This is a genomic window from Acidovorax sp. T1, assembly GCF_002176815.1.
GTDB lineage: Bacteria > Pseudomonadota > Gammaproteobacteria > Burkholderiales > Burkholderiaceae_C > Acidovorax.
This window is the reverse complement of sequence record NZ_CP021648.1, coordinates 3,767,045-3,790,611: the sequence shown is the minus strand read 5'-3', so window position 1 is coordinate 3,790,611 and position 23,567 is coordinate 3,767,045. Positions and strand designations below refer to the sequence as shown.

Sequence of the window (23,567 nt, the reverse complement as noted above, 5' to 3'; positions counted from 1 at the left end):
AACATGATCGAACAAAGCATGCTCATCGGCGGCCAAACCGCACAGGCCAGCAATGGCGCCACTTTCGAACGCAAAAATCCTCTGGACGGCTCGGTCGCCACGCGTGCCCCGGCCGCCACAACCGCCGATGCCGTGCGTGCCGTAGAAGCCGCTCAGGCCGCCTTCCCCGCCTGGGCCGCACTGGGCCCCACAGAACGCCGGCTGATGCTGATGAAGGCCTCGCAGGCCCTGGAAGCCAAGGCCGAGGCCTTTCCCGCAGCCATGGCTGCCGAAACCGGTGCCTCAGGCATCTGGGCCGGCTTCAATGTGCACCTGGCCGCCAATATGTTCCTGGAGGCCGCATCGCTGACCACCCAGATCAACGGCCAGTTGATTCCATCCGACATCCCCGGCAGCATGGCCATGGCCGTGCGACAGCCTGCCGGCGTGGTGCTGGGCATTGCCCCCTGGAATGCCCCTATCATTTTGGCCGTGCGCGCCATTGCCACGCCCCTGGCCTGCGGCAATACCGTGATTCTCAAGGGCTCCGAACTTTGCCCTGCAACTCATGGCCTGATCATCGAAGCCCTGCAGGAAGGCGGCTTACCCGCTGGCGTTGTGAACTTTGTGACCAACGCCCCTGAAGACGCAGGTGCCGTAGTCGAAGCCATGGTGGCCCACCCTGCAGTGCGCCGCGTGAACTTCACCGGCTCTACCCGCGTGGGCCGCATCATCGGCCAGACCTGTGCCAAGCACCTCAAGCCCGCCATTCTGGAATTGGGCGGCAAGGCACCTTTCCTGGTGCTGGACGACGCCGACGTGGACGCAGCCGTGGCCGGCTGCACCTTCGGTGCGTTCGCCAACTCAGGCCAGATCTGCATGTCCACCGAACGCATCATCGTCGATGAAGCTGTGGCCGACGAATTCATCAGCAAGCTGGTGGCCCGCGCCCAATCCCTGCCTCTGGGCGACCCGCGTAAGGGACCCGTGGTGCTGGGCTCCGTCGTGGACATGAACACCGTGCATCGCGTCAACGAACTGATCGACGACGCCATGGCCAAGGGCGCCAAGATTCTGTGCGGCGGCAAGGCTGCTGACACGCTGATGGCTGCCACGCTGATTGACGGCGTGACCCCCGAAATGCGAATCTTCCGCGAAGAAACGTTTGCTCCTGTGAAGGCCATCGTTCGCGTCAAGGGGGAAGAGCAGGCCATCACGATGGCCAACGACAACGAGTTTGGTCTGTCGTCCGCCGTCTACACCCGCGACACCGCGCGTGGCTGGCGCGTGGCAGCGCGTATCGAAGCCGGTATCTGCCATGTCAATGGCCCCACCGTGCACGACGAAGCCCAGATGCCATTTGGCGGCGTGAAGAACTCGGGCTACGGCCACTTCGGCGGTCAGGCCGGTATCGATGCCTTTACCGATACCCGCTGGATCACGATGCAGACCGCTCCCCGCCACTACCCCTTCTGATGCGGAAGAGGCCAGGAACTAAAACCATATCACTGGAGAACCATGTTGAAACATGCAACCAAGCTGACCATGGCAGCCCTGCTGTCGGGTCTCACCTTTGCAGCTTCGGCCGCTGATGCACAGAGCATCGGCCCCGGCCAGCGCTTCTACGAGAAGACCTGCGCCAAATGCCACGAAGCCGGTGTGGGCCCCGTCATCAAGGGTCGTGGCTTCCCCCCCGCGACCTACATGATCATCGCGCGTAACGGCATGAACGCCATGCCCGCCTTCCGCGTGACCGACATCGACGACGCCACGCTGCAGGATCTGGCCGAGTACTTATCCAAGACCGAAGCTCCCAAAACTGCAGCTCCGGCCAAGAAATAAGCAGGAGTGATGTGATGCAAACCGATCGTCGCTCCCTCCTCAAAGGTCTGGCTGCTGCAGGCCTAGCTGTCTCCGGCATGGGCTGGGCACAAGCTGCTACCGCTACCGCAGGCAAGACCGCCAGCGCAGTTGCTGGCTCTGCCGACGTGCTGGCCGTGACCTCCTACTTGCATGGCTCGGCTCTGGATACAGCCTTTGTGGCCGGTGTGCAGAGCACGGCTCGCGGCGCAGCCCATACAGGCCTGCAAGGCCTGGACAGTGCAGCTTTCAACCAGCTGGGCGAGCTGTTGGCCGACGGCCAGGAAACCCTGCTGGTGGGCCTACTCGATGACGCCTCGGCCACGCTGGTGCTGGATCTGGTCCGCTCCGCCGGGGGGCGCGTGCTGGCTGTCGACAACCACCGCGTGGACGCCACAGCCTCCGCTGACTGGGCCAAGCGCCTGGGTCAGTCGCTGACTGCCGGCCAAGCCATCAACACCACCACGGTAGCTGCTGGCAACGAAGCCCGCGTGTCCTTCCGCTGCGTGATTTAAGAAACAAGGAAAGCAGAGCATGACAAGCAAATACATGGCCCTGCCCAAGGGCATGAGCGAAAGCAGCTTCGACGCAGCTATCGCCAAGTTCAAGAAAGCCCTGGGCGAAGAAAACGTGATGATCAAGGACGAACTGGTTCGTCCTTACACCAAAGTGATGATGGCTGTTCCCACTGAGGAGCACACCCCGTCGGCCGTGGTGACGGCCACCACCGTCGAGCAGGTGCAGGCAGTTGTCAAGATCTGTAACGAGCACAAGGTGCCCGTGTGGACCATCTCCACCGGCCGCAACTTCGGCTACGGCTCCGCCGCCCCCGTGCAGCGCGGCCAGGTGATCCTGGATCTGCGCAAGATGAACAAGATCATCCACATCGACCCCGAGCTGTGCACAGCCCTGGTCGAGCCCGGCGTGACCTACCAGATGCTCTACGACTATCTGGAAGAGAACAAGATTCCGCTGATGCTGTCGTTCTCGGCACCCTCGGCCATCGCTGGCCCCCTGGGCAACACCATGGACCGCGGCGTGGGCTACACCCCCTATGGCGAGCACTTCATGATGCAGTGCGGCATGGAAGTGGTGATGGCCAATGGCGACGTGCTGCGCACCGGCATGGGCGGCGTCAAGGGCGACAAGGCCTGGCAGGTGTTCAAGTGGGGTTACGGCCCGACGCTGGACGGCATGTTCACCCAGTCCAACTACGGCATCTGCACCAAGATGGGCTTCTGGCTGATGCCCAAGCCCCCGGTCTTCAAGCCGCTGGAAATCCAGTTCGACAATGACAGCGATATCAGCGAGATTGTGGAATTCATCCGTCCCCTGCGCATCGCTCAGGTCATTCCCAACTCGGTGGTGATTGCCGGCGTGCTGTGGGAAGCGTCCACCTGCAATACCCGTCGCTCGGACTACACCACCGAGCCCGGCCACACGCCCGACGCCATCCTCAAGCAGATCCAGAAGGACAAGCATCTGGGCGCCTGGAATGTTTACGCAGCGCTGTACGGCACCAAGGAACAGGTCGAAGTCAATTTCAACATCGTCAAGGCCGCGCTCAAGCAACTGGGCAAGGGCCGCCTGATCACCGAAGAAATGGCCGGTGACACCCAGCCCTTCAAGTACCGCGCCCAACTCATGTCCGGCGTGCCCAATCTCCAGGAATTTGGCCTGTACAACTGGCGCGGGGGTGGTGGCTCAATGTGGTTCGCCCCCGTGTCGCAAGCGCGCGGCAGCGAGTGCGACAAGCAGAAGTCGCTGGCCAAGAAGATTCTTAACAAGCATGGCCTGGACTATGTGGGCGAGTTCATCGTCGGCTGGCGCGAAATGCACCATGTCATCGACGTGCTGTACGACCGCAGCAGCGAAGAAGAAACCAAGCGTGCCAACGCCTGCTTTGCCGAACTGCTGGATGAGTTCGAGAAGGAAGGCTACGCCGTGTACCGTGTGAACACGGCCTTCCAGGAACGTGTGGCCAAGAGCTACGGCCCGGTCAAGCGCGATATCGAGCGCAAGATCAAGCGGGCTCTGGACCCCAACGGCATCTTGGCTCCGGGCAAGTGCGGGATTGATATCTAACCCCCTGAGGCGCTTTGCGCCTTCCCCCTCTCTTTACGCGCTGCGCGCTATGGGAGGGGGACGACAGCCTCGCTGCGAGGCGGCCCTTGCTCGCGGCTCTCTGAGGGGTCATGCCGTATCGAACGCCGCGCCCTGACCTGTGAAAATTTGAAAAGCCGCCTGATTGGCAAACGCCGGGCGGCTTTTTGCATCTGGATGGCACTCTTTCATGAATGCCCCCTCTGCCACCGGCATAGCCTCGCGCAGGGCCTCATCTGCCACAATTTCACCTTACCGTACCTTTTACAAGGCCTGGGGCATCACACTTCGTCTCGCACGCAAACCGGCGGTTTGCCAAGCCGTCTCTGCGGATCTAAACAACCGTTCAAGCGTCCATGAAAAAGCCGCCCTGGCATTGCTGCCGGGCGGCTTTTATCTTTGATAGCTGCTAACGCTTGATGAATAAGGGCTGGAACCTAGAAACACTCAAAGCTCTGGCATCAGGCAAAGTCATCGTCAAAAAAGCCGCCTCCATCATCCCAGCTGCCGCTGGCCGCACTGTCGATGCTGCCAAGCCCCGCGTCGCTTGCCAGGCTGGAGGTGTTGCCGCTGTCGCCATGCAGGTTTTGGGTGCTGCTGTCATGCACAAGCGGCTTGCTTTCGCCGCCGCCAGACAGGTTACCGGAACTGGCATGGTGGTTGCCCATCAGATTCTCCAGCCCGTTGAACAAGAACATGCCGCCGGCCACGCCGGCCGCTGCCGCAGCGGCATTGCCCAGAAAGCTGCCGCCAGCAGGAGCAGCGGGCTGGGCATAGCTGGGCGCTGCGGCTGCGCGCGGAGCCCCACCGCCAAAGAAGCGGTCGCGCCAGCTTGCAGGCTGGGCCTCCGGCTGAAACTGGGGCTGGGTTTGGTACTGCGGCTGCGGGCTGGCCGCATAGCCGTCATCCGCAGGGCGCTCTGGCGCGCGGCCAAATTGCGTGCCCAGCCCGCCCGAGAGAAAGCTGGAGCGGCCTTGGCTCTGATTTTGCTGCTGCAGCTCGCTGATCTGCTGCTGCGCCTGCTGCAAGGCTTGCTCCAGCATCAAGGTGCGTTGAGCCAACCAGTAGACGGCATCAGGCGCTGCGCCCAGCCCCCGGCGCAGCTCGGCATCGGCCTGCGCATCCTTGGGCTGGCCCTGAGTCAGCGTCAGTCGCGCGCACAGGTCTTGCAGCAGTTGTTGTTCTTGAGGGGTCATCATGCGTTCCTTTATGACTGCACAGATGCGGCCAGTATGCGCATCTGCAAGCTGCGAAATGTGAAGGCCGTGCAAGCGCTTTTTGCAGTGTGTAACAAAACTCCTCTCATGAAATGCCAAGCCCCGCGTGTGACAATGTCTGCCATTGCGCCACGGCCGTGGCGGCGTTTCAATTTTGCTGCGGGACTGGCCTGCAGCGCACCCAACTGCATACACACCATGGAAGTTACCCAACAATGCGTGGTCGCTCTGACCTGGATCTTAAAAGACACTCTGGGCGAAGAGCTGGATGTGCTGGACGAGCCGGTGGACTTTCTCGTCGGAGGCGATGACCTTTTCAAGCGCATCGAGGAGGCTCTCCAAGGTCACGGCGTCGGCACCAAGCTGGACCTGCATCTGGAACCCGAGGAAGCCTTTGGCGACTATGACGAGAGCCTGATCTTTCTGGAAAAGCGCGAGCTGTTCCCTGCCGAGATCGAAGAAGGCATGACCTTCGAGAGCAGCGCCATGCCCCAGGGCACCAGCCCCGTGCCTGCCGACCTGCTCTACACCGTCACCGAAATCTATCCCGAGCATGTGGTGCTGGACGGCAACCACCCGCTGGCCGGCATCGCCATTCGCCTGCATCTCAAGATCGAGTCCGTGCGTGAAGCGACGGAGGAAGAAATCGGTCGCGGCACGGCCGGTACGGGCTTCTTCCGTATCGAGCCCATGGCCCCGGGCAATGACACAGTGCATTGACAACCCCTGAGCAGCTTGACCCCTTGCTTCGCTGAGGGGGACGACAGCGTCGCTGCGGGACGGCTCTTGCTCGCTGCTTCTAGTTTGCGATGCGCCGGCTTCAAGCTGCATTCATCGCTGTTAGCGTGATGAACGAAAAAAGGGACTCATTCGAGTCCCTTTTGTTTTGCGGCGCTTGGCTGCTTAGCGACGGAAGATCTGATTGCCTTCCACGCGCACATACTCGCCAATGCTCAGCTGAGGAGCATATTGATAATCGATGGCGCGCGTGCTGCCATCTTGCAGTTGCACCGTGACGCGGTAGATATCGCGCACGCTGCCGCCACCCACGCTGTTTTGCACGGCGTTACCGGCCAGCGCGCCGCCCACCACGCCGGCAATCGTGGCCAGCGTACGGCCAGAGCCCTTGCCCACCTGGTTGCCCAGCACGCCGCCGATCACGCCGCCGGCGATGGCACCACCGGCACCCACGCCGCTGCCTTCCTGCACGCGCACGGTTTCAATATTCATCACACGGCCCTGCTGGGCATATTGCTGGGGCTGCTGCTGTTGAGAATAGCAGTTGGGGTTGTTGTAGCCACAGTTATTGGCAGGATAACCTTGCACCGGGCTGCTGCCCACAGGGTAGGTCTGGGTCGTTGCGGGGAAGACCGAGCCGGAGTAAGCGCCTTGCGAATAACCGCCTTGCTGATAGCTGCCCTGCGGATACGCTGCGCAGGCCGACAGAGCTGCGGCAATTGCGCCAACCATGGCCACGCGGCCCCAGCGTTGAATGACTTGCATGGAAATCTCCTGACTGACGCATGCACGGTACATGCGCCCCAATATCTGTGGTGAGTGGCTATGCAAACCCGATTCGGTCTGCCCTGCAACAACAACGCGTAGCGCCGCGCTTTGGACGACAGGATTCACATTTGCTAACAATCGCCTGAGTACCGAGGCCGGTGATTGAATCCTGAATTCATAGCAGGCAGCTCTTTCTCAGGCTTATTTACAATTAAAAACACTCTGAATTCGAGACTTAACAAGCGCCACACGCTATCAAAATAGCGCAGTCATCAATGCCCGCGCAAAGCGTGCAGCACCTGTACCAGCGTATCGGCCTGCGGAAAGCCCCAATCCGCCAAAGCGCCCAGCATCACGGCGACGACCAGCACACCGAGCATGGGCTTCCAGCTCATGCGCAGGGCGGCCAGCAGCCAGCCTTCACGCTCCACCACATACAGCATTCTGGCCATCAGCAGCGCAAACGCGACCTCCACGGCCACTGTCAGGAATAGGTCTGCGCCAAAGACCAGCCACAGCAGCAAGCCCGCACCCGTGACTGCCGCCAGCAGCGCCGCCTGCGGGCTTGTTGGCAGACTTACTGCTTGCCGGTGGAGCCGTAGCCACCTTCGCCACGCTCGCTGGCGTCGGCAAAATCATCCACCAGATTGAACTGAGCCTGGACCACGGGCACGATGACCAGTTGGGCCAGACGATCCATGGGCTGCAGCGTGAAAGCGGTTTGCGAACGGTTCCAGGCGCTGACCATGAGCTGGCCCTGGTAGTCGGAGTCGATCAGTCCGACCAGATTACCCAGCACGATGCCGTGCTTGTGGCCCATGCCCGAGCGCGGCAGGATCATGGCGGCGTAGTTGGGATCCTTGAGGTGCATAGCCATGCCGGTGGGAATCAGCTGCCACTGGCCGGGCTCCAGCGTTACTGGCACCTCGATGCAGGCGCGCAGATCCAGTCCGGCGCTGCCGGGAGTGGCGTAGGCGGGCATGTTGTCGCGCAGACGCGCATCGAGAATCTTTACATCAACGTTCATAACGATCTTGTCTATTGGGAAGGGAGAGGCCCGGGACCCGGGCCTTGCATCGTATGCAGCTGGCGATCCCATCTTGAATGCACCGCTTGAAGCGGGCATCGTCCCCACGATGGAGGATCGTGGAGACGATGGAAAATTCTTTGAATCAAGACCGCCCACGGCGGCGTGAGTACAGCAAGCAATTCAAGGCAGAGGTACTGACCCGCTGCGCCCAGCCTAGCGCCAGCGTAGGTGGCGTGGCCCTGGCGCACGGCCTGCACTCGAACATGGTGCACCGCTGGATCCGTGAACAGCGAGAGCGGCAAGCAGCGGTACCGCCCGCATTCGTGCCTTTGAGGATGCCGACTGTCCCATTCATTCCAGCAGCGCTGCCTGCCAAGCAGGCTGAGCCTGCTGGCGAGCAATCCTTGCCCGAGGTTGATCTGCAGATCCAGCGCGGCGAATTGCTGGTGCGCCTGCAATGCCCGCTCTCGCAATGCGGGGCACTCCTTCGCGAGCTCTTGCGATGATCCGCATCGACGCCGCCTGGCTGGCCACCGCCCCGCTGGACATGCGCGCCGGTACCGACACGGCCTTGGCCCGGGTCGTCAGCGTCTTCGGCGCCGCCCACCCCCACCATGCCTATCTATTCGCCAACAAGCGCGCCAACCGCATGAAGGTGCTGGTGCACGACGGCATCGGCATCTGGCTGGCCGCTCGCCGCCTGCACCAGGGCAAGTTCGCCTGGCCGGCGCCGGTCGATGCCCATTGGCAGCTCGAGCGCTCCCAGCTTGACGCCCTGGTCTTGGGCCTGCCCTGGCAGCGCATGGGAGACGCCGGCATCATCACCATGGTCTGAAGCCGGCGCGCAATCCGTGGATCTGCGCATGACAGCCCAGGATCTTCCTTGGCACACTGGCTGCCATGGTGGTGCAGCAACAATCCCTGAACGATCTCAGCGCAGAGCAACTGCGCGAGATGGTCGCCAGCCTCATGGGCCACGTGAGCGACAAGGACGCGCAAATCGCCCGCCACCAAACGGAACTCAAGCACAGCCAGGCGCTCAACGCCAAGCTCACCCATGAAAACGCGCTGCTCAAGCGAATGAAGTTCGCCGCCCAGTCCGAACGCTTCAACGCCGAGCAGCGCAGCTTGCTCGAAGACGAGATCGAGGCCGACCTGGCAGCGGTCGCCATCGAGATCGAGCAACTCCAGCCACCAGCGGCTGCGCCCGAAGCCAAGCAACAGCCCAAACGCCAGCCGCTGCCGGCCAACCTGCCGCGGCGCGAGATCCGCCACGAGCCTGAGTTGACTACCTGCGCCTGTGGTTGTGCGATGAAGCGCATCGGTGAAGACGTGGCCGAAAAGCTGGACTATGTGCCCGGCGTGTTCACGGTGGAGCGCCACATCCGTGGCAAGTGGGCCTGCGCCAAGTGCGAGACCATCACCCAGGTGCCGGTCGAGGCGCATGTGATCGACAAGGGCATCCCGACTGCGGGCCTGCTGGCCCAGGTGCTGGTGGCCAAGTACGCCGACCACCTGCCCCTGTACCGTCAGGAAGCCATCTTTGCTCGCGCAGGCTTGGGCCTGCCTCGCTCCACCCTGGCGCAGTGGGTGGGCACCTGTGGCGTGCGACTGCAACCGCTGGTCGATGCGCTCAAGGCGGAGATACTCAGCCGCAGCGTGCTGCACGCCGACGAGACGCCGGTGCAGATGCTCAAGCCTGGCAAGGGCACAACGCACCGCGCATATCTCTGGGCCTACGCACCTGGCGCCTTCGAAGACATCAAGGCAGTGGTGTACGACTTCTGCGAATCCAGGGCGGGCGAGCATGCGCGCCACTTCCTGGGCGATTGGAAGGGGGCACTGGTCTGCGACGACTTTGCTGGTTACAAAGCCACGATCGCCAACGGTGTGACCGAGGTGGGCTGCCTGGCGCACGCCCGGCGCAAATTCTTTGACTTGCATGCGGCGAACAAAAGCCAGCTTGCCGGGTTCGCGCTGGAGCAGTTCGCCAAGGTTTACGACATCGAGCGCGAGGTCAAGGAGCTGAACGCCGATCAACGCAAAGCCATTCGTCAGCAGCACACCAAGCCGATCCTGGATGCGTTACACCAGTGGATGACATTGCAGCGGCAAAAGCTGCCAGACAGCTCGGCGACTGCCAGGGCCCTGGATTACAGCCTGCGGCGCTGGACTGCACTGACGCGCTTCGTTGATGACGGGCAACTGCCCGTGGACAACAACTGGATCGAAAACCAGATCCGGCCGATTGCCATTGGACGCAACAACTGGCTGTTCGCCGGCAGCCTGCGCGCGGGCCAGCGTGCGGCGGCGGTGATGAGTCTGGTGCAGTCGGCACGCATGAACGGGCATGACCCCTATGCCTACCTACAGGACGTGCTCACCAGGCTGCCCACGCACAAGGCCAGCCGTATCGACGAGCTCTTGCCGCACCGCTGGCAGCCCACCGACATCTGATCGTCAGCCATGGTAGCCATCTGCGGTCAACATGGGTTTGCCGTGCGCTTACTGGTGAGGGGGGCGAAATCGATGCTGAGATCTTCATCCGAGAGCTGTGCCACAGCAAAAGGATGGTGCCGTTCCAGGTGATAGAGGTGGGTGGATGCGTGGGCCCACAGTGCTTCTCCGTTGGACAGCAGAAAATTGAACGTGCCGTGCGCTGCAATCCGCGGCGTCAGTTCGCGTAACGTGCGTGTGAGCTCTTCGATGCGGGGCATTCCGGCATGCGATTTCGCAAGTTCTTGCAGCAGCCAGCAAAAGGCATGTTCGCTGTCGGTGTTGCCCACCGGATGAAAATGCGCATGCAACCGGGGCCGAAATTCCTTCAGATCGCCGTTGTGCGCAAAAACCCAGTAGCGCCCCCACAGTTCCCGGACGAAAGGGTGGCAGTTTTGCAGGCTGACCGGGCCCTGGGTGGCCTTGCGGATATGGGCGATGACGTTGAGGCTCTTGATGGGATAGTGTCGGATGAGCTCCGCAATGGGCGAGTCTGCGGCGCGCTGATGATCCACGAAGTGGCGCAGGCCCCGGTCTTCAAAGAAGGCGATGCCCCAACCATCCGCGTGGTCCGCCGTATTGCCGCCACGTTGGGCAAACCCCCGAAAGCTGAAGGTAATGTCCGTGGGGGTGTTGCTGTTCATTCCAAGCAGCTGGCACATGGAAAGACCCTGTGGTGTGGTGACATAGATGGTCAGGGGCGCTGTTCAGCGCCTGCCTGCGCTGGTGCGCTGCGCAATTGCCATGCTGCAATCAGGGCAAGAAGGCAAAGCCCTGCCAGCATCAGAAAGGTCTCGCCAAACGCTGCGATGCGTGCGGGGCTGGTGGTGGTGGCCGCCAGCGAGTTCCCATGGACGCCCAGGCGCCATTCCAGCACGATGCCACACAGACTCACGCCTGCCGCGCCCCCCAGCATGCGCACGAAACCAATGACACTGGAGCCCTGGGAGATAAGCGCCTTGTCCAGCGGCCGCAGGGCGCTCAGATTGAGCGATGGCAGGATGAAGCCCAGCCCGATTCGGCCAAGCACGGCAAAGAGCACCAGCGTCCAAAGGGCCGACTGCAGGCCCACCAGAATCATGAGCGCAAAGGAGAGGCCCAGCAACGCCAGGCCCGTACTGACCAGCCAGTGGGTGGCAACCCGGTCGCCAAGGCGGCCAACCAGAGGAATGGTGATCGCCAGCACAATGCCGGAGGGCAGCATGATGGTGCCCACATGCGACGGCGAAAGCTGCAACCCCAGTTGCATGAAGACGGGCAGAAGATAAGTGGAGCCGAACAGCGCGGTGCCATAGATGAACGCCACCACGCTGCCCATGGCGAACTGCCGGTATTCAAACACCCGCAGGTCCATAAGGGGTTTTTGCCCGCGCCGCATAACGCGGCGTTGCCACCAAAGGAAAAATAGCAGTGACAGCAGGGCGCCGCCCAGCAACAGGGCGGCCTCGGCGTATGGACCGCTGTGCAGCGCCACCAGACCATTGAGAAGGCACAGTGTGCCCAATGTGCCCAATGCCAGGCCGCGCCAGTCCAGCGGCTCGCTGCGGCGATTTGCCTGCACACCACCAGGAGCGGTGGTGGGCACGAACTTATAGGCCAACGCGATGGACGCAAGGCACAGCGGCACGACCATGAAGAAAATGGAGCGCCAGCCAAGCCAGTCCACCAGCAGTCCTCCCACGCTGGGCCCGATGGCGGGAGCCAGCACCACGCCCATGCCAAAAATGCCGCTGGCGCGGCCCTGCTCATGGGGTTTGAAGGCATACAAAATGATCACGGCGGGAATGGGCTGCACCACCCCGGCCGCCAGTCCCTCGGCGACACGCGCGACGAGAACCAGACTGAAATGCCCGGCGACACCACCACCGATACCGCCCGCCAGCAGCAGCACCATGGCGCTGACGTAAGTGGCCCGGTAACCGTAGCGAGAGAGAAGCCACGGTGTGGTCAGCATCGACACGGTGGTGGCCACCATGAAGCCCGAGGTCACCCACTGGGCGCGTTCCTGGCCCAGTGTGAAGTAGTGGCTCATGTCCGGTATCGCCACATTGACAATGGTGGACGACATGATGGACGCCATGGTCCCCACCATCACGGAAAGCAGGAGCAGCCAGCGGTAGCGGTCACCATAGCGCTCGCGCAGCGCGGCGATCGAGCCGGACGGCTGTGTCATGGGTTCAGTAGCTCCTCGCAATGCAACGCCTGATCATATCGGCACACCGGGTGGCTGCTGGTCGGTTTTCTGCGGCGCCGAGGCCCCGCAAGTCGGGCAGATGCAGGCGCGCCCGCGCAGGGCACCAGGCACTGCAGCCAGCGCTGCGGCCGAAATTTGCGCCGACATGCACCAGCAGGCATCGACCGCTTGCCCGGCAGCCACGGCGCACTGGTTGCCTTGCCCGCACAAAGGACAGACGCTGGTATCGAGGGGCGGCAGAGACATATGCGGGCAGTCAGGGCAGTCGCCCGGTGGGATGACTGCCAGTGTAAAGGTGGCGGGCCCAAAAGAAGGGCACCTCAAAAGGTGCCCATTCATTATTGCAAAAAAAGCCTTGTAGCGCTTGTGCTGCAAGCGCTATAAGCTATATATTTTATAGCAATGACGATCCAGTGCCGCCGCAGGCCCTGCGCACCCTTATGCGGCTGCCTTGAGCTTCAGGCGCCAGGCGTGCAGCAGGGGTTCGGTGTAGCCGCTGGGCTGTTCGGTGCCCTTGGTGACCAGTTCGACTGCGGCACGGTAGGCGTACGAGGTGTCGAAGTTTCCTGCCATGGGCTTGTACAGCGGGTCACCGGCATTTTGCTGATCGACCACGGCCGCCATGCGGCGGAAGGTTTCCTTCACCTGTGCCTCGGTCACCACGCCATGCAGCAGCCAGTTGGCCATGTGCTGGCTGCTGATGCGCAGCGTGGCGCGGTCTTCCATCAGGCCGATGTTGTGGATGTCGGGCACCTTGGAGCAGCCCACGCCCTGGTCCACCCAGCGCACCACATAGCCCAGGATGCCCTGGGCGTTGTTGTCCAGCTCCTGTTGCTTCTCGGCGTCCGACCAGTTGGGGTTTGCACTGACGGGTACCGTGAGCAGGCCGGTCAGCAGCGCGTCGCGCTCGGCGTTGGCGTCGATCTTCTCCAGCGCCTGCTGGACCTCGGCGACGTTGACCTGCAGGTAGTGCAGCGCGTGCAGCGTGGCGCCGGTCGGGTTGGGCACCCAGGCGGTGTTGGCGCCGGCCTTCGGATGGGCGATCTTCTGCTCCAGCATGGCGGCCATCAGGTCGGGCGCGGCCCACATGCCCTTGCCGATCTGCGCCTTGCCGCGCAGGCCGCACGACAGGCCCACCAGCACGTTGTTCTTTTCATAGGCCTGGATCCAGGCGCTGCCCTTCATGTCGCCCTTGCGGATCATCGGGCCCGCGTGCATGGCGGTGTGCATCTCGTCGCCCGTGCGGTCGAGGAAGCCGGTGTTGATGAAGGCCACGCGCGCCGACGCGGCGGCAATGCAGGCCTTGAGGTTGACGCTGGTGCGGCGCTCTTCGTCCATGATGCCCAGCTTCACCGTGTTATCGGCCAGGCCCAGCAGCTTTTCGACGCGGCCAAACAGCTCGGCGGCAAAGCCCACCTCGGCGGGGCCGTGCATTTTGGGCTTGACGATGTAGACGCTGCCCTTGCGCGAGTTGCGGATGCCGTCCTTGCCATGGCCTTGCAGGTCGTGCAGCGCGATGGCGGTGGTCACCACCGCATCCATGATGCCTTCGGGAATCTCGCGCACGGTGCCCTGCGCGTCCGTCCACAGGATGGCCGGGTTGGTCATCAGGTGGCCCACGTTGCGCAGGAACATCAGCGAGCGGCCGTGCAGGCGCACTTCGCCTTGGCCGCTGGGCGCTGTGTACACGCGGTCGGGGTTCAGGCCGCGCGTCATGGTCTTGCCGCCCTTGTCGAACGATTCGGTCAGCGTGGCCTGCAGGATGCCAAGCCAGTTGCGGTAGCCCAGCACCTTGTCTTCGGCGTCCACGGCGGCGACCGAGTCTTCCAGGTCGAGGATGGTGGACAGGGCGGCTTCCAGCACCAGGTCGCTCACGCCGGCGGCGTCGGTCTGGCCGATGGGCGTGGCGCGGTTGATCTGGATGTCCAGGTGCAGGCCGTTGTGCTGCAGCAGCACCGACGAGGGTGCTGCGGCATTGCCCTGGTAGCCGGTGAACTGGGCGGGGTTCTTCAGGCCCGTGGTGCTGCCATTCTTCAGGGCCACCTCCAGCTGGCCGGCTTCCACGCGGTAACCGGTGGCGTCTTGGTGCGAGCCCGTTGCCAGCGGCGTGCTCTGGTCGAGCACGTTGCGGGCGAACGCGATCACCTTGGCGCCGCGCACGGGGTTGTAGCCCTTGCCTTTTTCAGCGCCATCGGTTTCGGGGATGGCGTCGGTGCCATACAGCGCGTCGTACAGGCTGCCCCAGCGGGCGTTGGCGGCGTTCAGCGCGTAGCGGGCGTTCAGGATGGGCACCACCAGCTGGGGGCCGGCCTGCACGGCGAGTTCGTCGTCCACGTTGGTGGTGGTGGCCTGCACATGGGCGGGCTGGGGCACCAGGTAGCCGATGGTTTCCAGAAAATGGCGGTAGGCCGCCATGTCGGTGATGGGGCCGGGGTGGGCCTTGTGCCAGCGGTCCAGCTCGGTTTGCAGGCGGTCGCGCTCGGCCAGCAGGGCGATGTTGCGCGGGGCCAGGTCGGCCACGATGGCGTCAAAACCCTTCCAGAAGGCGCTGCTCTGCACGCCGGTGCCGGGCAGGACCTGGTCTTCCACGAAGCGGAACAGGGAGGTGGCCACTTGCAGGCCGTGGACAGAGGTGCGTGCGGTCATGGTGCGATGCCTAAGGTCAAAGAATGGAGGGAAATGCAGACACTGGGCCCGCTGGCGCGAACCATGCGCAGACTGTATTGCAATTGTCTGGCGGCATAAAGCCTTTGAATATCTCGAAACCAATGACTTTTTTGCAAAAGCGGCGTCGATGATTGCTATTGAAATAATAGCTATTTGCGCATGCTGAGTAAGGGCTAAGTGCCGATTTGATGCAGATTTTCGAATCGCCGTCGCCCTGCAGCCTGAAAGCCATTCGTATCCATAATCAGCGCCCATGGACAAACTCAAGGCCTTCGAATCCTTTGTCTCGGTGGCCACGCGGGGCAGCCTCACCGCTGCGGCCAAGGCAGAGGGCGTGGCGCCCGCCATCATGGGGCGGCGCCTTGATGCGCTGGAAGAACACCTGGGCGTGAAGCTGCTGGTGCGCACCACGCGGCGCATCAGCCTCACGCACGAGGGCAGCGCGTTTCTGGAAGACTGCCAGCGCCTGTTGTCCGACGTGGCCAATGCCGAGGCCAGCGTGTCTGAAGGCGGCGTCAAGGCCACGGGGCATTTGCGCATCACCGCGCCCGCTGGCTTTGGCCGCCGCCATGTGGCGCCGCTGGTGCCGCGTTTTCGGCTGGCGCACCCCGATGTGACCATCTCGCTCAACCTCAGCGACCGCGTGGTGGACCTGGCCGGCGAGGGCTTTGACTGCGCCGTGCGCGTGGGCGACCTGCCCGACTCGTCGCTGGTAAGCGTGCGCATTGCCGACAACCGCCGCCTGTGCGTGGCCACGCCCGCCTATCTGCAGCGCCGGGGCACGCCCCGCCACCCCGGCGAATTGGTGCAGCACGACTGCCTTACCTTGTCGAGCGAAGCTTCGCAGACGCGCGGCTGGGCGTTTCGCATGCCTGCCGCGGGCGGTGGCAGCGAGGTGGTGCACCTCAAGCCCGGCGGGCCGCTCGATTGTTCGGACGGCCAGGTACTGCACGACTGGTGCCTGGCGGGCTATGGCCTGGCCTGGCGCAGCACCTGGGAGGTGGAGGCGGAAATCGCGGCCGGTCGCCTGGTGGAAGTGCTGGAGGCGTTTGCCGCGCCGCCCAATGGCATTTACGTGGTGTTCCCCCAGCGCAAGCACATGCCGCTGCGGGTGCGGCTGTGGATCGATTTCCTCAAGCACAATTACAGCCAGCCCGGCTTCTGGACGGCGGCGTAACCCAACCGGGTGTTGCGCGGCGCGCCGTTGTGCCGGGGTTTACAAGGATCTGCAATGACTCTCGAAGCCGTCCTGGCCAGCCTGCACCTGGTGGCCATCCTGACCCTGGTGGTCTTTTTGTCGAGCCAGGCGGCGCTGTGCCGCACCGAATGGATGAATGCCGCCGTGGTCGAGCGGCTGGCGCGCCTGGATGTGATTTATGGCGTCACGGCGCTGGTTCTGCTGCTCACGGGGCTGGCGCGCGTGGTGTGGGGCATCAAGGGCCTGTCCTGGTATGTCTCGCAGCCCCTGTTCCATCTGAAGCTCACGCTGTTTGTGGTCATGGTGCTGCTGTCCATTGGGCCCACGCTGTCGTTCCGGCGCTGGCGCCGCCAACTGCGCGCCACCGGCGCGCTGCCCGAAGCCCGCGAAGTGGGGCGGGTGCGCCGGCTGGTCATGGTGCAGTCGCATGTGCTGCCCGTGGTGGCTGTGATTGCCGTGTTCTGGGCGCGTGGCTGGTAGGTCTGCGGGGCGGCATAAAAAAACCCGCCTGGCAGCGCCGGCGGGCTTTTTAGAGCGAACGAGAACCTGTCGGCTTATTTCTTCAGGCATTCGCTCATGAAAGCCTTGCGTTCCTCGCCCGTCTTGCCCGTGGCATCGGCGTTGCACGTCTTCATCTTGCTTTGCTGCGTGGCGGGTTTGTTGCTCAGGCAGGTTTTCATGAAGGCCTTGCGCTCGTCGCCCTTCATGCCGGTGGCATCCTTGTTGCAGGTGGCCATTTTGGACTGCTGCTTGGTGGGGGCGGGTGCAGGGGTGTCGGCCGCGTGCGCGGCACCAAAAGACAGGGCCAGGCCCAGTGCGGTCAGGGAAAGAAGTTGTTTCATAAGGGCTCCAAAAGTTGGCAGATATCGAACGTCAACCCAGGCGGATTGCAGCATACAACGGCCTTTTCCACAATGCGGATGACGGAGGCGGCAGGCCGATGGCTGTTTCGATGCGCTGGGCCGGGGGGGCGTCTGGCACCGGCCCCGTAGAATCGGGCAATGCTCTCCGTCAAACAAGATTTGTTGGCCGCGCTTGCGGCTGAACTGGAAAAACTCACCCCCGGCGCGGGCGCCAAGGCCGCATTCGAGTCGCCCAAGGTGGCGTCTCACGGGGACTTCGCCTGCACCGCGGCCATGCAGTTGGCCAAGCCGCTCAAGCTCAATCCCCGCCAGGTGGCAGAAAACCTGCGCACCGCGCTGCTCGCCACGCCGGTTTACCAGCGCTGGGTGGCCGATATCGACATCGCAGGCCCCGGCTTCATCAACATCCGCCTGAAACCTGCTGCCAAGCAGGAAGTCGTGCGCGAGGTGTTGGCCGCCGGTGCGCGCTTTGGCTTCCAGCCTCGGCGCAATGCGCGCGTGCTGGTCGAGTTCGTCTCGGCCAACCCCACGGGGCCGTTGCATGTCGGCCACGGCCGCCAGGCCGCGCTGGGCGATGCCATCAGCCACCTGTTCGACACCCAGGGCTGGGACGTGTACCGCGAGTTCTATTACAACGACGCGGGCGTGCAGATCGCCACCCTGGCCAATTCCACGCAGATGCGCGCCCGTGGTTTCAAGCCCGGCGACGCCGAATGGCCCGAGACGGCCTACAACGGCGACTACATTGCCGACATTGCCGCCGATTTCCTGGCCCAAAAGACCGTGCGCTCGGACGACCGTGAGTTCACCGCCAGCGGCGATGTGAACGACCTCGACGGCATGCGCCTGTTTGCCGTGGCCTATCTGCGCCACGAGCAGGACCTGGACCTCAAGGCCTTTGATGTGCGCTTTGACAACTACTACCTCGAGTCCAGCCTGTACACCAGCGGCAAGGTCGATGCCGTGGTGCAAAAGCTGCGCGACGCGGGCAAGACCTACGAGCACGACGGCGCGCTGTGGCTCCAATCGACCGAATATGGCGACGACAAGGACCGCGTCATGCGCAAGGGCGACGGCAGCTACACCTATTTCGTGCCCGACGTGGCCTACCACATCACCAAGTGGGAGCGCGGCTTTACCAAGGTGGTCAATGTGCAGGGCACCGACCACCACGGCACCATCGCTCGCGTGCGCGCCGGGTTGCAGGCGGCCAATGTGGGCATTCCGCAGGGCTACCCCGACTACGTGCTGCACACCATGGTGCGCGTGGTCAAGGGCGGCGAAGAGGTCAAGATCAGCAAGCGCGCGGGCAGCTACGTCACGCTGCGCGACCTGATCGAGTGGACCAGCAAGGACGCGGTGCGCTTCTTCCTGCTCAGCCGCAAGCCCGACACCGAATACACCTTCGACGTGGACCTGGCCGTGGCGCAGAACAACGACAACCCGGTGTACTACGTGCAATACGCCCATGCGCGCATCTGCTCGGTGCTGCGCGCCTGGCAAGAGTCTTTGGCCGGGCAAGGCGGTGGCGATGTGGCCGCGCTCAAGGACGCGGACCTGTCCGCGCTCGATGGCCCGCAGGCCCAGGCGCTGATGCTGCAATTGGCCAAATACCCCGAGATGCTCACCGCCGCTGCCGAAGGCGAGGCGCCGCACGACGTCACCTTCTACCTGCGCGACCTGGCTGCCAGCTACCACAGCTACTACGATGCCGAGCGCATCCTGGTGGAGGATGAAACCGTCAAGCGCGCCCGCCTGGCCCTCGTCGCCGCCACCGCCCAGGTGTTGCACAATGGCCTGGCCGTGCTGGGCGTATCGGCCCCAGCCAGAATGTAAGCAGTTACTACCATGAAGAAAAAACAGACGGGCGGCACCATCATCGGCTTTATTGCCGGGGTCATCGTCGGCCTGGGCGCTGCCCTGGCCGTGGCCGTGTATGTGACCAAGGTGCCGGTGCCTTTTCTGAACAAGGGCGGCCTGCGTGGCGTGGACCAGGACGCCGCCGAAGCCCAGAAGAACAAGAACTGGGACCCCAATTCGCCGCTTTACGGCAAGAACCCCGCACGACCACCCGCCGCGCCGGTCGCGCCAGCTGCGCCCGATGCCAATGGCGCGGTCCCTGCGGCACCCGCCGCTCCCGCCCCCGCCGAGGCCACTGCTGCGCGCATCCCCGCCAGCAAGCCTGCGACGGCCGATGCCAAGCCGGCCACCAAGGCCGACGCCAAGGTCGATACCAAGGCCGCCACCTCGGCGGACCCGCTGGGCGATCTGGCCAAGGCCCGGTCGGCAGGGGTGGATCCGTTTGATTATTTCGTGCAGGCCGGTGCGTTCCCCAGCCAGTCGGGCGCCGACGCCCAGCGCGCCAAGCTGGCCATGCTGGGCTGGGAAGCCCGCGTGAGCGAGCGCGAACAAAACGGCCGCACCGTGTACCGTGTGCGTGTGGGCCCTTTTTCCAAGCGCGACGACGCCGAGCAGCTGAAGGAAAAACTGGAAAGCGCTGGCGTCGAGTCCGCGATGGTGCGTGTCCAGCGCTAGGATGGCGGCGTCCATCGACATCGTCTGAACTTTTTCATGGGGGCGGTCTCACACCCCCAGACCAGAACAAGGAGTGTCCCTTTCATGAAACGCCGCGAGTTTTCCCTCTCTACCGCTTCGGTGGTTGCCGCTTCCGCCCTGACCCTGCCGCTGGCCACGCCGGCCCTGGCGCAGGCGCGCCAGTTCAAGGAGGGCAAGGACTACACCAAGCTCGCCAAGCCGCTGACGCCCGATGCGCCCGCCGGCAAGGTGGATGTGATCGAGTTCTTCTGGTACAGCTGCCCGCACTGCAACGCGTTTGAGCCCACGCTCGATGCCTGGGTCAAGGCAGCACCCAAGGACCTGAGCATCCGCCGCATTCCGGTGGCATTCAACGCCAGCTTCGTGCCGCAGCAAAAGCTGTATTTCACGCTCGAAGGTATGGGCAAGCTCGACACCCTGCACGCCAAGGTGTTCCGTGCCATCCACGTCGAAAAGCTCAAGCTGGCCAAGGATGACGATATCTTTGCCTGGGTGGCCCAGCAGGGCGTGGACGCCGCCAAGTTCAAGGAGGTCTATACCTCCTTCACTGTGGCCAGTCAGGTGCGCCGTGCCTCGGCGCTGCAAGAGGGTTATGGCGTGGAGGGCGTTCCCTCGATGGGCGTGGCTGGCCGGTTCTATACCGATGGCACCATGGCCGGCAGCATGCAGACCGTGTTGCAGGTGGTGGAGTATCTGGCGGGCGTGGCGCGCAAGGGCTGATCCCGCACAGCGCCTACCCGTTCGAGAAGCCCGCGCCTGCGGGCTTTTTTTATGGGCCGCCCCCCCCGTGCATGGCTACAATCCGTGCAAGATTCGTGCCTCATGAAAAAAAGTTTCCTCCCCATCCTGCTGCTGACGGCCTTGGCCTGCGCCCCTGGCGTGGGCTTTGCCGAAAAAGCCGACCGCAACAAGCCCATGAACATCGAGGCCGATGCGTTGCGCCACGATGAGCTCAAGCAGACCAGTGTTTTCACGGGCCGGGTGGTCATGACCAAGGGCTCCATCGTGCTGCGCGGCGCGCGGCTCGATGTGCGCCAGGATGCCGATGGCTACCAGTACGGCGTCGTGACGGCCGAGCCCGGCAAGCGCGCGTTCTTCCGGCAAAAGCGCGACACCCCGGCCGGCGCACCGGACGAGTTCATCGAAGGCGAGAGTGAAATCATCGAATACGACGGCAAGGCCGACAACGTGCGTTTCATCACCCGCGCCGAGATGCGCCGCTATCGGGAATCGGTGGTGACCGATGATGTGTCGGGCGCCGTCATCGTTTACAACAACCTCACCGACGTGTTCACGGTCGATGGCCAGAAAAAGTCGGCCGCCAGCGTGCCGGGCGATGTACCCGCCCCGGGCGGCCGCGTGCGCGCCGTGCTGTCGCCGGCCAAGGAGCAGCCTGCCGGCGCTGTGGCCCCGGCCCCCGCGGCCAGCGGGCCGGTGCTGCGTCCCAGCAACTCGCTCGGTGGTGCAAGCAAGTGAGTGCTGTGACGGTGAATCAAGGTCAAGGCCCAGATACCCAGACGGGCAGCCGCCTGGAAGTCGAACACCTCGAAAAATCCTATGGCAGCCGCAAGGTCGTCAAGGACGTGTCGCTGGTCGTGCAAAAGGGCGAAGTGGTGGGCTTGCTTGGCCCCAATGGCGCTGGCAAGACCACCTCGTTTTACATGATCGTGGGGCTGGTGCGCTGCGATGGCGGTGATATCCGCATCGATGGCCATTCGGTGGCGAACATGCCCATCCACCGGCGTTCGCGCCTGGGGCTGTCCTATCTGCCGCAAGAGGCGTCGATCTTTCGCAAGCTGAACGTCGAAGAGAACGTGCGCGCCGTGCTGGAGCTGCAGCGCGGCGACGACGGCAAGCCCCTGCCCCGGGCCGAGATTGAAGCGCGTCTCACGGCCTTGCTGCAGGAGCTGCGCGTGGATCACCTGCGCGAATCACCGGCCCTGGCGCTGTCGGGCGGCGAACGCCGCCGGGTCGAGATCGCCCGCGCCCTGGCCACCCAGCCGCGCTTCATCCTGCTCGACGAGCCGTTTGCCGGCATCGACCCGATCGCGGTGATCGAGATCCAGCGGATCATTGGTTTTTTGAAGGCGCGCGGCATCGGCGTGCTGATCACCGACCACAACGTGCGCGAGACGCTGGGCATCTGCGACCACGCCTTCATCATCAGCGATGGCCGCGTGCTCGCCCAGGGCACGCCGGCCGAAATCGTTGACAACGCCGAGGTAAGACGCGTCTATCTCGGCGAGCACTTCAGGATGTGATGAAACCCGGCCTGTCTCTGCGCGTTTCGCAGCACCTGTCGCTCACGCCGCAGTTGCAACAATCCATCCGGCTGTTGCAGCTGTCCACACTCGAACTCTCGCAGGAAGTCGAGCAGATGCTTGACGAGAACCCGTTTCTGGAGCGCACCGCCGAAGAGGCGCCGCGCGAGGAGTTCGGCCTGGAAGCCGCCGACACCCCCGCGCAGGCCGACGACTACAGCGCCGATGATGCTATGTATTCAGGAGCTGCCAGCGCAAGCAGCACTAGCGCTGAAGGCCAAAATGATGCGGAAACCCCCAGCACCAGCGCGGACGAACCCGACTGGAGCGGCGACGGCACCGTGGAAATGGCGCCCAACGATGCCGAGTGGGGCGGTGATGCGCCCGCCCGCAACCGCAACGACTCCGAAGGCGACGAGGCCGATGCCACCGAGCTGGCGCGCTCGCACGAGTCCCTCACGTCGTTTCTGCACCGCCAGGCCCTGGCGCTGCGCCTGTCCGAGATCGACCGCGCCGCGCTGCGCTTCCTGATTGAATCGCTCAACGACGACGGCTACCTTGAAGAGCCGCTCCAAGAGCTGGCCACGGGCCTGGCTGGTGAGGGCAATCTCGAGCAGATCGACGAGCTGGTGCACCGTTTCACCGTGGCGCAGCGCCTGCTGCAAAGCCTGGAGCCCGTGGGCGTGGGCGCGCGCAACCTGGCCGAATGCCTGACGCTGCAGCTCAAGGCCCTGGCCGCCGACGAAGACAGCGGGATCGACCCCGGCACCGTGCAGACCGCCCTCTCCATCTGCCAGCAGCCGCTGGAGATGCTGGCGCGCCGCGACATCCGCCGCCTCACCCAGGCCTGTGGCGATGGCGAAGAGCGCACGCGCGCCGCCATGGCCCTGATTGCCCGGCTGGAGCCACGCCCCGGCCGCCGCTTTGCCGATGTGGAGCGCAACATCATCGTGCCCGACGTCATCGTGCGCAAAGCCGGCCGCGCCAATGGGCACAGCGGCCAGCACAACTTCATCGTGCAGCTCAACCCCGACGTGATGCCGCGCCTGCGTGTGCACGACATCTACGCCGGCGCGCTGCGCGGCCACAAGGGCGGCGAGGGCCACCAGGGCATGCAGCAGCGCCTGCAGGAGGCGCGCTGGTTCATCAAGAACATCCAGCAGCGCTTTGACACCATCCTGCGCGTCTCGCGCGCCATCGTCGAGCGGCAGAAAAACTTTTTCACCCACGGCGAGCTGGCCATGCGCCCGCTGGTGCTGCGCGACATCGCCGATGAGCTGGGCCTGCACGAGTCCACCATCAGCCGCGTGACCACCGCCAAGTACATGGCCACGCCGATCGGCACCTATGAGCTCAAATACTTCTTTGGCTCGGGCCTGGGCACCGAGACCGGCGGCAACGCCTCCAGCACGGCGGTGCGTGCGCTGATCAAGCAGTTCGTCGCCGCTGAAAACCCCGCCAAGCCGCTGTCCGACAGCCAGATCGCCGAGATGCTCAAGGAGCAGGGCATCGAGTGCGCGCGCCGCACCGTGGCCAAATACCGCGAGGCGCTCAAGATCGCGCCGGCCAACCTGCGCAAGGCTTTGTAGGCCCTTCGCTGGCGGGTGCGCGGGTTGTGCGCCCGTTGGTTGTTTTTT

Annotated in this window: 26 protein-coding genes; 17 read left to right on the top strand and 9 right to left on the bottom strand. The window is 63.8% G+C overall.

Annotation, left to right across the window (positions count from 1 at the left end):
* The first annotated feature begins 3 nt into the window (after positions 1–3).
* The 5 genes from CCX87_RS17620 to CCX87_RS20960 all read left to right on the top strand — a co-directional run bounded on the left by CCX87_RS17620 (position 4) and on the right by CCX87_RS20960 (position 4,345).
* Positions 4–1,455: an aldehyde dehydrogenase gene (locus CCX87_RS17620; RefSeq protein ID WP_034383069.1), complete on the top strand. Its 1,452-nt coding sequence runs from the start codon at positions 4–6 to the stop codon at positions 1,453–1,455.
* Between the two features lie 42 nt (positions 1,456–1,497).
* Positions 1,498–1,821, top strand: coding sequence for a c-type cytochrome (locus CCX87_RS17615; RefSeq protein ID WP_232476438.1), 324 nt, complete (start codon positions 1,498–1,500; stop codon positions 1,819–1,821).
* Positions 1,822–1,835: 14 nt separating this feature from the next.
* The gene (locus tag CCX87_RS17610) at positions 1,836–2,354 is read left to right on the top strand and encodes a hypothetical protein (protein ID WP_034383067.1); all 519 of its coding nucleotides are present in this window, start codon (positions 1,836–1,838) and stop codon (positions 2,352–2,354) included.
* A gap of 19 nt (positions 2,355–2,373) precedes the next feature.
* On the top strand, positions 2,374–3,924 hold the full coding sequence (locus CCX87_RS17605; RefSeq protein WP_034383065.1) for an FAD-binding oxidoreductase: 1,551 nt from the start codon (positions 2,374–2,376) through the stop codon (positions 3,922–3,924).
* A 208-nt stretch (positions 3,925–4,132) separates the two neighbouring features.
* Positions 4,133–4,345: a hypothetical protein gene (locus tag CCX87_RS20960; protein WP_157667143.1), complete on the top strand. Its 213-nt coding sequence runs from the start codon at positions 4,133–4,135 to the stop codon at positions 4,343–4,345.
* Between the two features lie 58 nt (positions 4,346–4,403).
* Here the strand turns inward: CCX87_RS20960 and CCX87_RS17600 are convergent, their stop codons facing one another.
* Positions 4,404–5,138 carry a DUF2076 family protein gene (locus CCX87_RS17600; protein ID WP_087748458.1) on the bottom strand — a complete coding sequence of 245 codons (735 nt, stop codon included), beginning with the start codon at positions 5,136–5,138 and terminating at the stop codon, positions 4,404–4,406.
* A 219-nt stretch (positions 5,139–5,357) separates the two neighbouring features.
* Between CCX87_RS17600 and CCX87_RS17595 the strand changes: the two genes are divergently transcribed.
* Positions 5,358–5,879, top strand: coding sequence for an FKBP-type peptidyl-prolyl cis-trans isomerase (locus tag CCX87_RS17595; protein ID WP_087748456.1), 522 nt, complete (start codon positions 5,358–5,360; stop codon positions 5,877–5,879).
* Positions 5,880–6,062: 183 nt separating this feature from the next.
* On the opposite strand, the gene CCX87_RS17590 is transcribed toward CCX87_RS17595, so the two are convergent.
* The 3 genes from CCX87_RS17590 to dut all read right to left on the bottom strand — a co-directional run bounded on the left by CCX87_RS17590 (position 6,063) and on the right by dut (position 7,692).
* Complete coding sequence (locus tag CCX87_RS17590; protein WP_087747887.1) at positions 6,063–6,662, bottom strand: glycine zipper 2TM domain-containing protein; 600 nt, start codon at positions 6,660–6,662, stop codon at positions 6,063–6,065.
* Positions 6,663–6,937: 275 nt separating this feature from the next.
* Entirely contained in the window at positions 6,938–7,189 is a 252-nt protein-coding gene (locus CCX87_RS17585) for a hypothetical protein (protein WP_232476437.1), read from the bottom strand.
* Positions 7,190–7,242: 53 nt separating this feature from the next.
* Positions 7,243–7,692 (bottom strand): dUTP diphosphatase, encoded by a 450-nt coding sequence (gene dut, locus CCX87_RS17580; RefSeq protein ID WP_087747886.1) that lies wholly within the window; start codon positions 7,690–7,692, stop codon positions 7,243–7,245.
* A 128-nt stretch (positions 7,693–7,820) separates the two neighbouring features.
* Here dut and tnpA point away from each other — a divergent pair, with 128 nt between their 5' ends.
* The 3 genes from tnpA (at position 7,821) to tnpC (ending at position 10,152) form a co-directional block, all read left to right on the top strand.
* Positions 7,821–8,201: an IS66-like element accessory protein TnpA gene (gene tnpA / locus CCX87_RS17575; protein WP_034383059.1), complete on the top strand. Its 381-nt coding sequence runs from the start codon at positions 7,821–7,823 to the stop codon at positions 8,199–8,201.
* Positions 8,198–8,530 carry an IS66 family insertion sequence element accessory protein TnpB gene (gene tnpB / locus CCX87_RS17570; RefSeq protein ID WP_034383057.1) on the top strand — a complete coding sequence of 111 codons (333 nt, stop codon included), beginning with the start codon at positions 8,198–8,200 and terminating at the stop codon, positions 8,528–8,530. The genes tnpA and tnpB overlap by 4 nt, the downstream gene beginning before the upstream one ends.
* Positions 8,531–8,595: 65 nt before the next feature.
* The gene (tnpC, locus tag CCX87_RS17565) at positions 8,596–10,152 is read left to right on the top strand and encodes an IS66 family transposase (RefSeq protein WP_087747885.1); all 1,557 of its coding nucleotides are present in this window, start codon (positions 8,596–8,598) and stop codon (positions 10,150–10,152) included.
* 26 nt (positions 10,153–10,178) lie between these two features.
* Here the strand turns inward: tnpC and CCX87_RS17560 are convergent, their stop codons facing one another.
* The 4 genes from CCX87_RS17560 to CCX87_RS17545 form a co-directional block, all read right to left on the bottom strand.
* Positions 10,179–10,853 carry a class II glutamine amidotransferase gene (locus CCX87_RS17560; RefSeq protein ID WP_232476436.1) on the bottom strand — a complete coding sequence of 225 codons (675 nt, stop codon included), beginning with the start codon at positions 10,851–10,853 and terminating at the stop codon, positions 10,179–10,181.
* Between the two features lie 32 nt (positions 10,854–10,885).
* Positions 10,886–12,364 carry a DHA2 family efflux MFS transporter permease subunit gene (locus tag CCX87_RS17555; RefSeq protein WP_087747884.1) on the bottom strand — a complete coding sequence of 493 codons (1,479 nt, stop codon included), beginning with the start codon at positions 12,362–12,364 and terminating at the stop codon, positions 10,886–10,888.
* A gap of 33 nt (positions 12,365–12,397) precedes the next feature.
* Positions 12,398–12,631, bottom strand: coding sequence for a cysteine-rich CWC family protein (locus tag CCX87_RS17550; RefSeq protein WP_087747883.1), 234 nt, complete (start codon positions 12,629–12,631; stop codon positions 12,398–12,400).
* Positions 12,632–12,823: 192 nt separating this feature from the next.
* Positions 12,824–15,031 (bottom strand): malate synthase G, encoded by a 2,208-nt coding sequence (locus CCX87_RS17545; protein ID WP_087747882.1) that lies wholly within the window; start codon positions 15,029–15,031, stop codon positions 12,824–12,826.
* 274 nt (positions 15,032–15,305) lie between these two features.
* On the opposite strand from CCX87_RS17545, the gene CCX87_RS17540 reads away from it, so the two are divergent.
* Positions 15,306–16,229 carry a LysR family transcriptional regulator gene (locus CCX87_RS17540; protein WP_087747881.1) on the top strand — a complete coding sequence of 308 codons (924 nt, stop codon included), beginning with the start codon at positions 15,306–15,308 and terminating at the stop codon, positions 16,227–16,229.
* 54 nt (positions 16,230–16,283) lie between these two features.
* Positions 16,284–16,730, top strand: coding sequence for a DUF2214 family protein (locus CCX87_RS17535; protein WP_087747880.1), 447 nt, complete (start codon positions 16,284–16,286; stop codon positions 16,728–16,730).
* Between the two features lie 74 nt (positions 16,731–16,804).
* Here the strand turns inward: CCX87_RS17535 and CCX87_RS17530 are convergent, their stop codons facing one another.
* Entirely contained in the window at positions 16,805–17,092 is a 288-nt protein-coding gene (locus CCX87_RS17530) for a PsiF family protein (RefSeq protein WP_087747879.1), read from the bottom strand.
* Positions 17,093–17,251: 159 nt separating this feature from the next.
* Between CCX87_RS17530 and argS the strand changes: the two genes are divergently transcribed.
* The 6 genes from argS (at position 17,252) to CCX87_RS17500 (ending at position 23,519) form a co-directional block, all read left to right on the top strand.
* On the top strand, positions 17,252–18,949 hold the full coding sequence (gene argS, locus CCX87_RS17525) for an arginine--tRNA ligase (protein ID WP_087747878.1): 1,698 nt from the start codon (positions 17,252–17,254) through the stop codon (positions 18,947–18,949).
* 12 nt (positions 18,950–18,961) lie between these two features.
* The gene (locus CCX87_RS17520; protein WP_087747877.1) at positions 18,962–19,648 is read left to right on the top strand and encodes an SPOR domain-containing protein; all 687 of its coding nucleotides are present in this window, start codon (positions 18,962–18,964) and stop codon (positions 19,646–19,648) included.
* A gap of 84 nt (positions 19,649–19,732) precedes the next feature.
* Complete coding sequence (locus tag CCX87_RS17515; RefSeq protein WP_087747876.1) at positions 19,733–20,389, top strand: thiol:disulfide interchange protein DsbA/DsbL; 657 nt, start codon at positions 19,733–19,735, stop codon at positions 20,387–20,389.
* 102 nt (positions 20,390–20,491) lie between these two features.
* Positions 20,492–21,145, top strand: coding sequence for a lipopolysaccharide transport periplasmic protein LptA (gene lptA, locus CCX87_RS17510; RefSeq protein ID WP_087747875.1), 654 nt, complete (start codon positions 20,492–20,494; stop codon positions 21,143–21,145).
* Positions 21,146–21,156: 11 nt separating this feature from the next.
* Positions 21,157–21,930 (top strand): LPS export ABC transporter ATP-binding protein, encoded by a 774-nt coding sequence (gene lptB, locus CCX87_RS17505; RefSeq protein ID WP_232476435.1) that lies wholly within the window; start codon positions 21,157–21,159, stop codon positions 21,928–21,930.
* Entirely contained in the window at positions 21,930–23,519 is a 1,590-nt protein-coding gene (locus tag CCX87_RS17500) for an RNA polymerase factor sigma-54 (protein ID WP_087747873.1), read from the top strand. Before lptB ends, CCX87_RS17500 begins: the two co-directional genes overlap by 1 nt.
* The last annotated feature ends 48 nt before the right edge of the window (positions 23,520–23,567 follow it).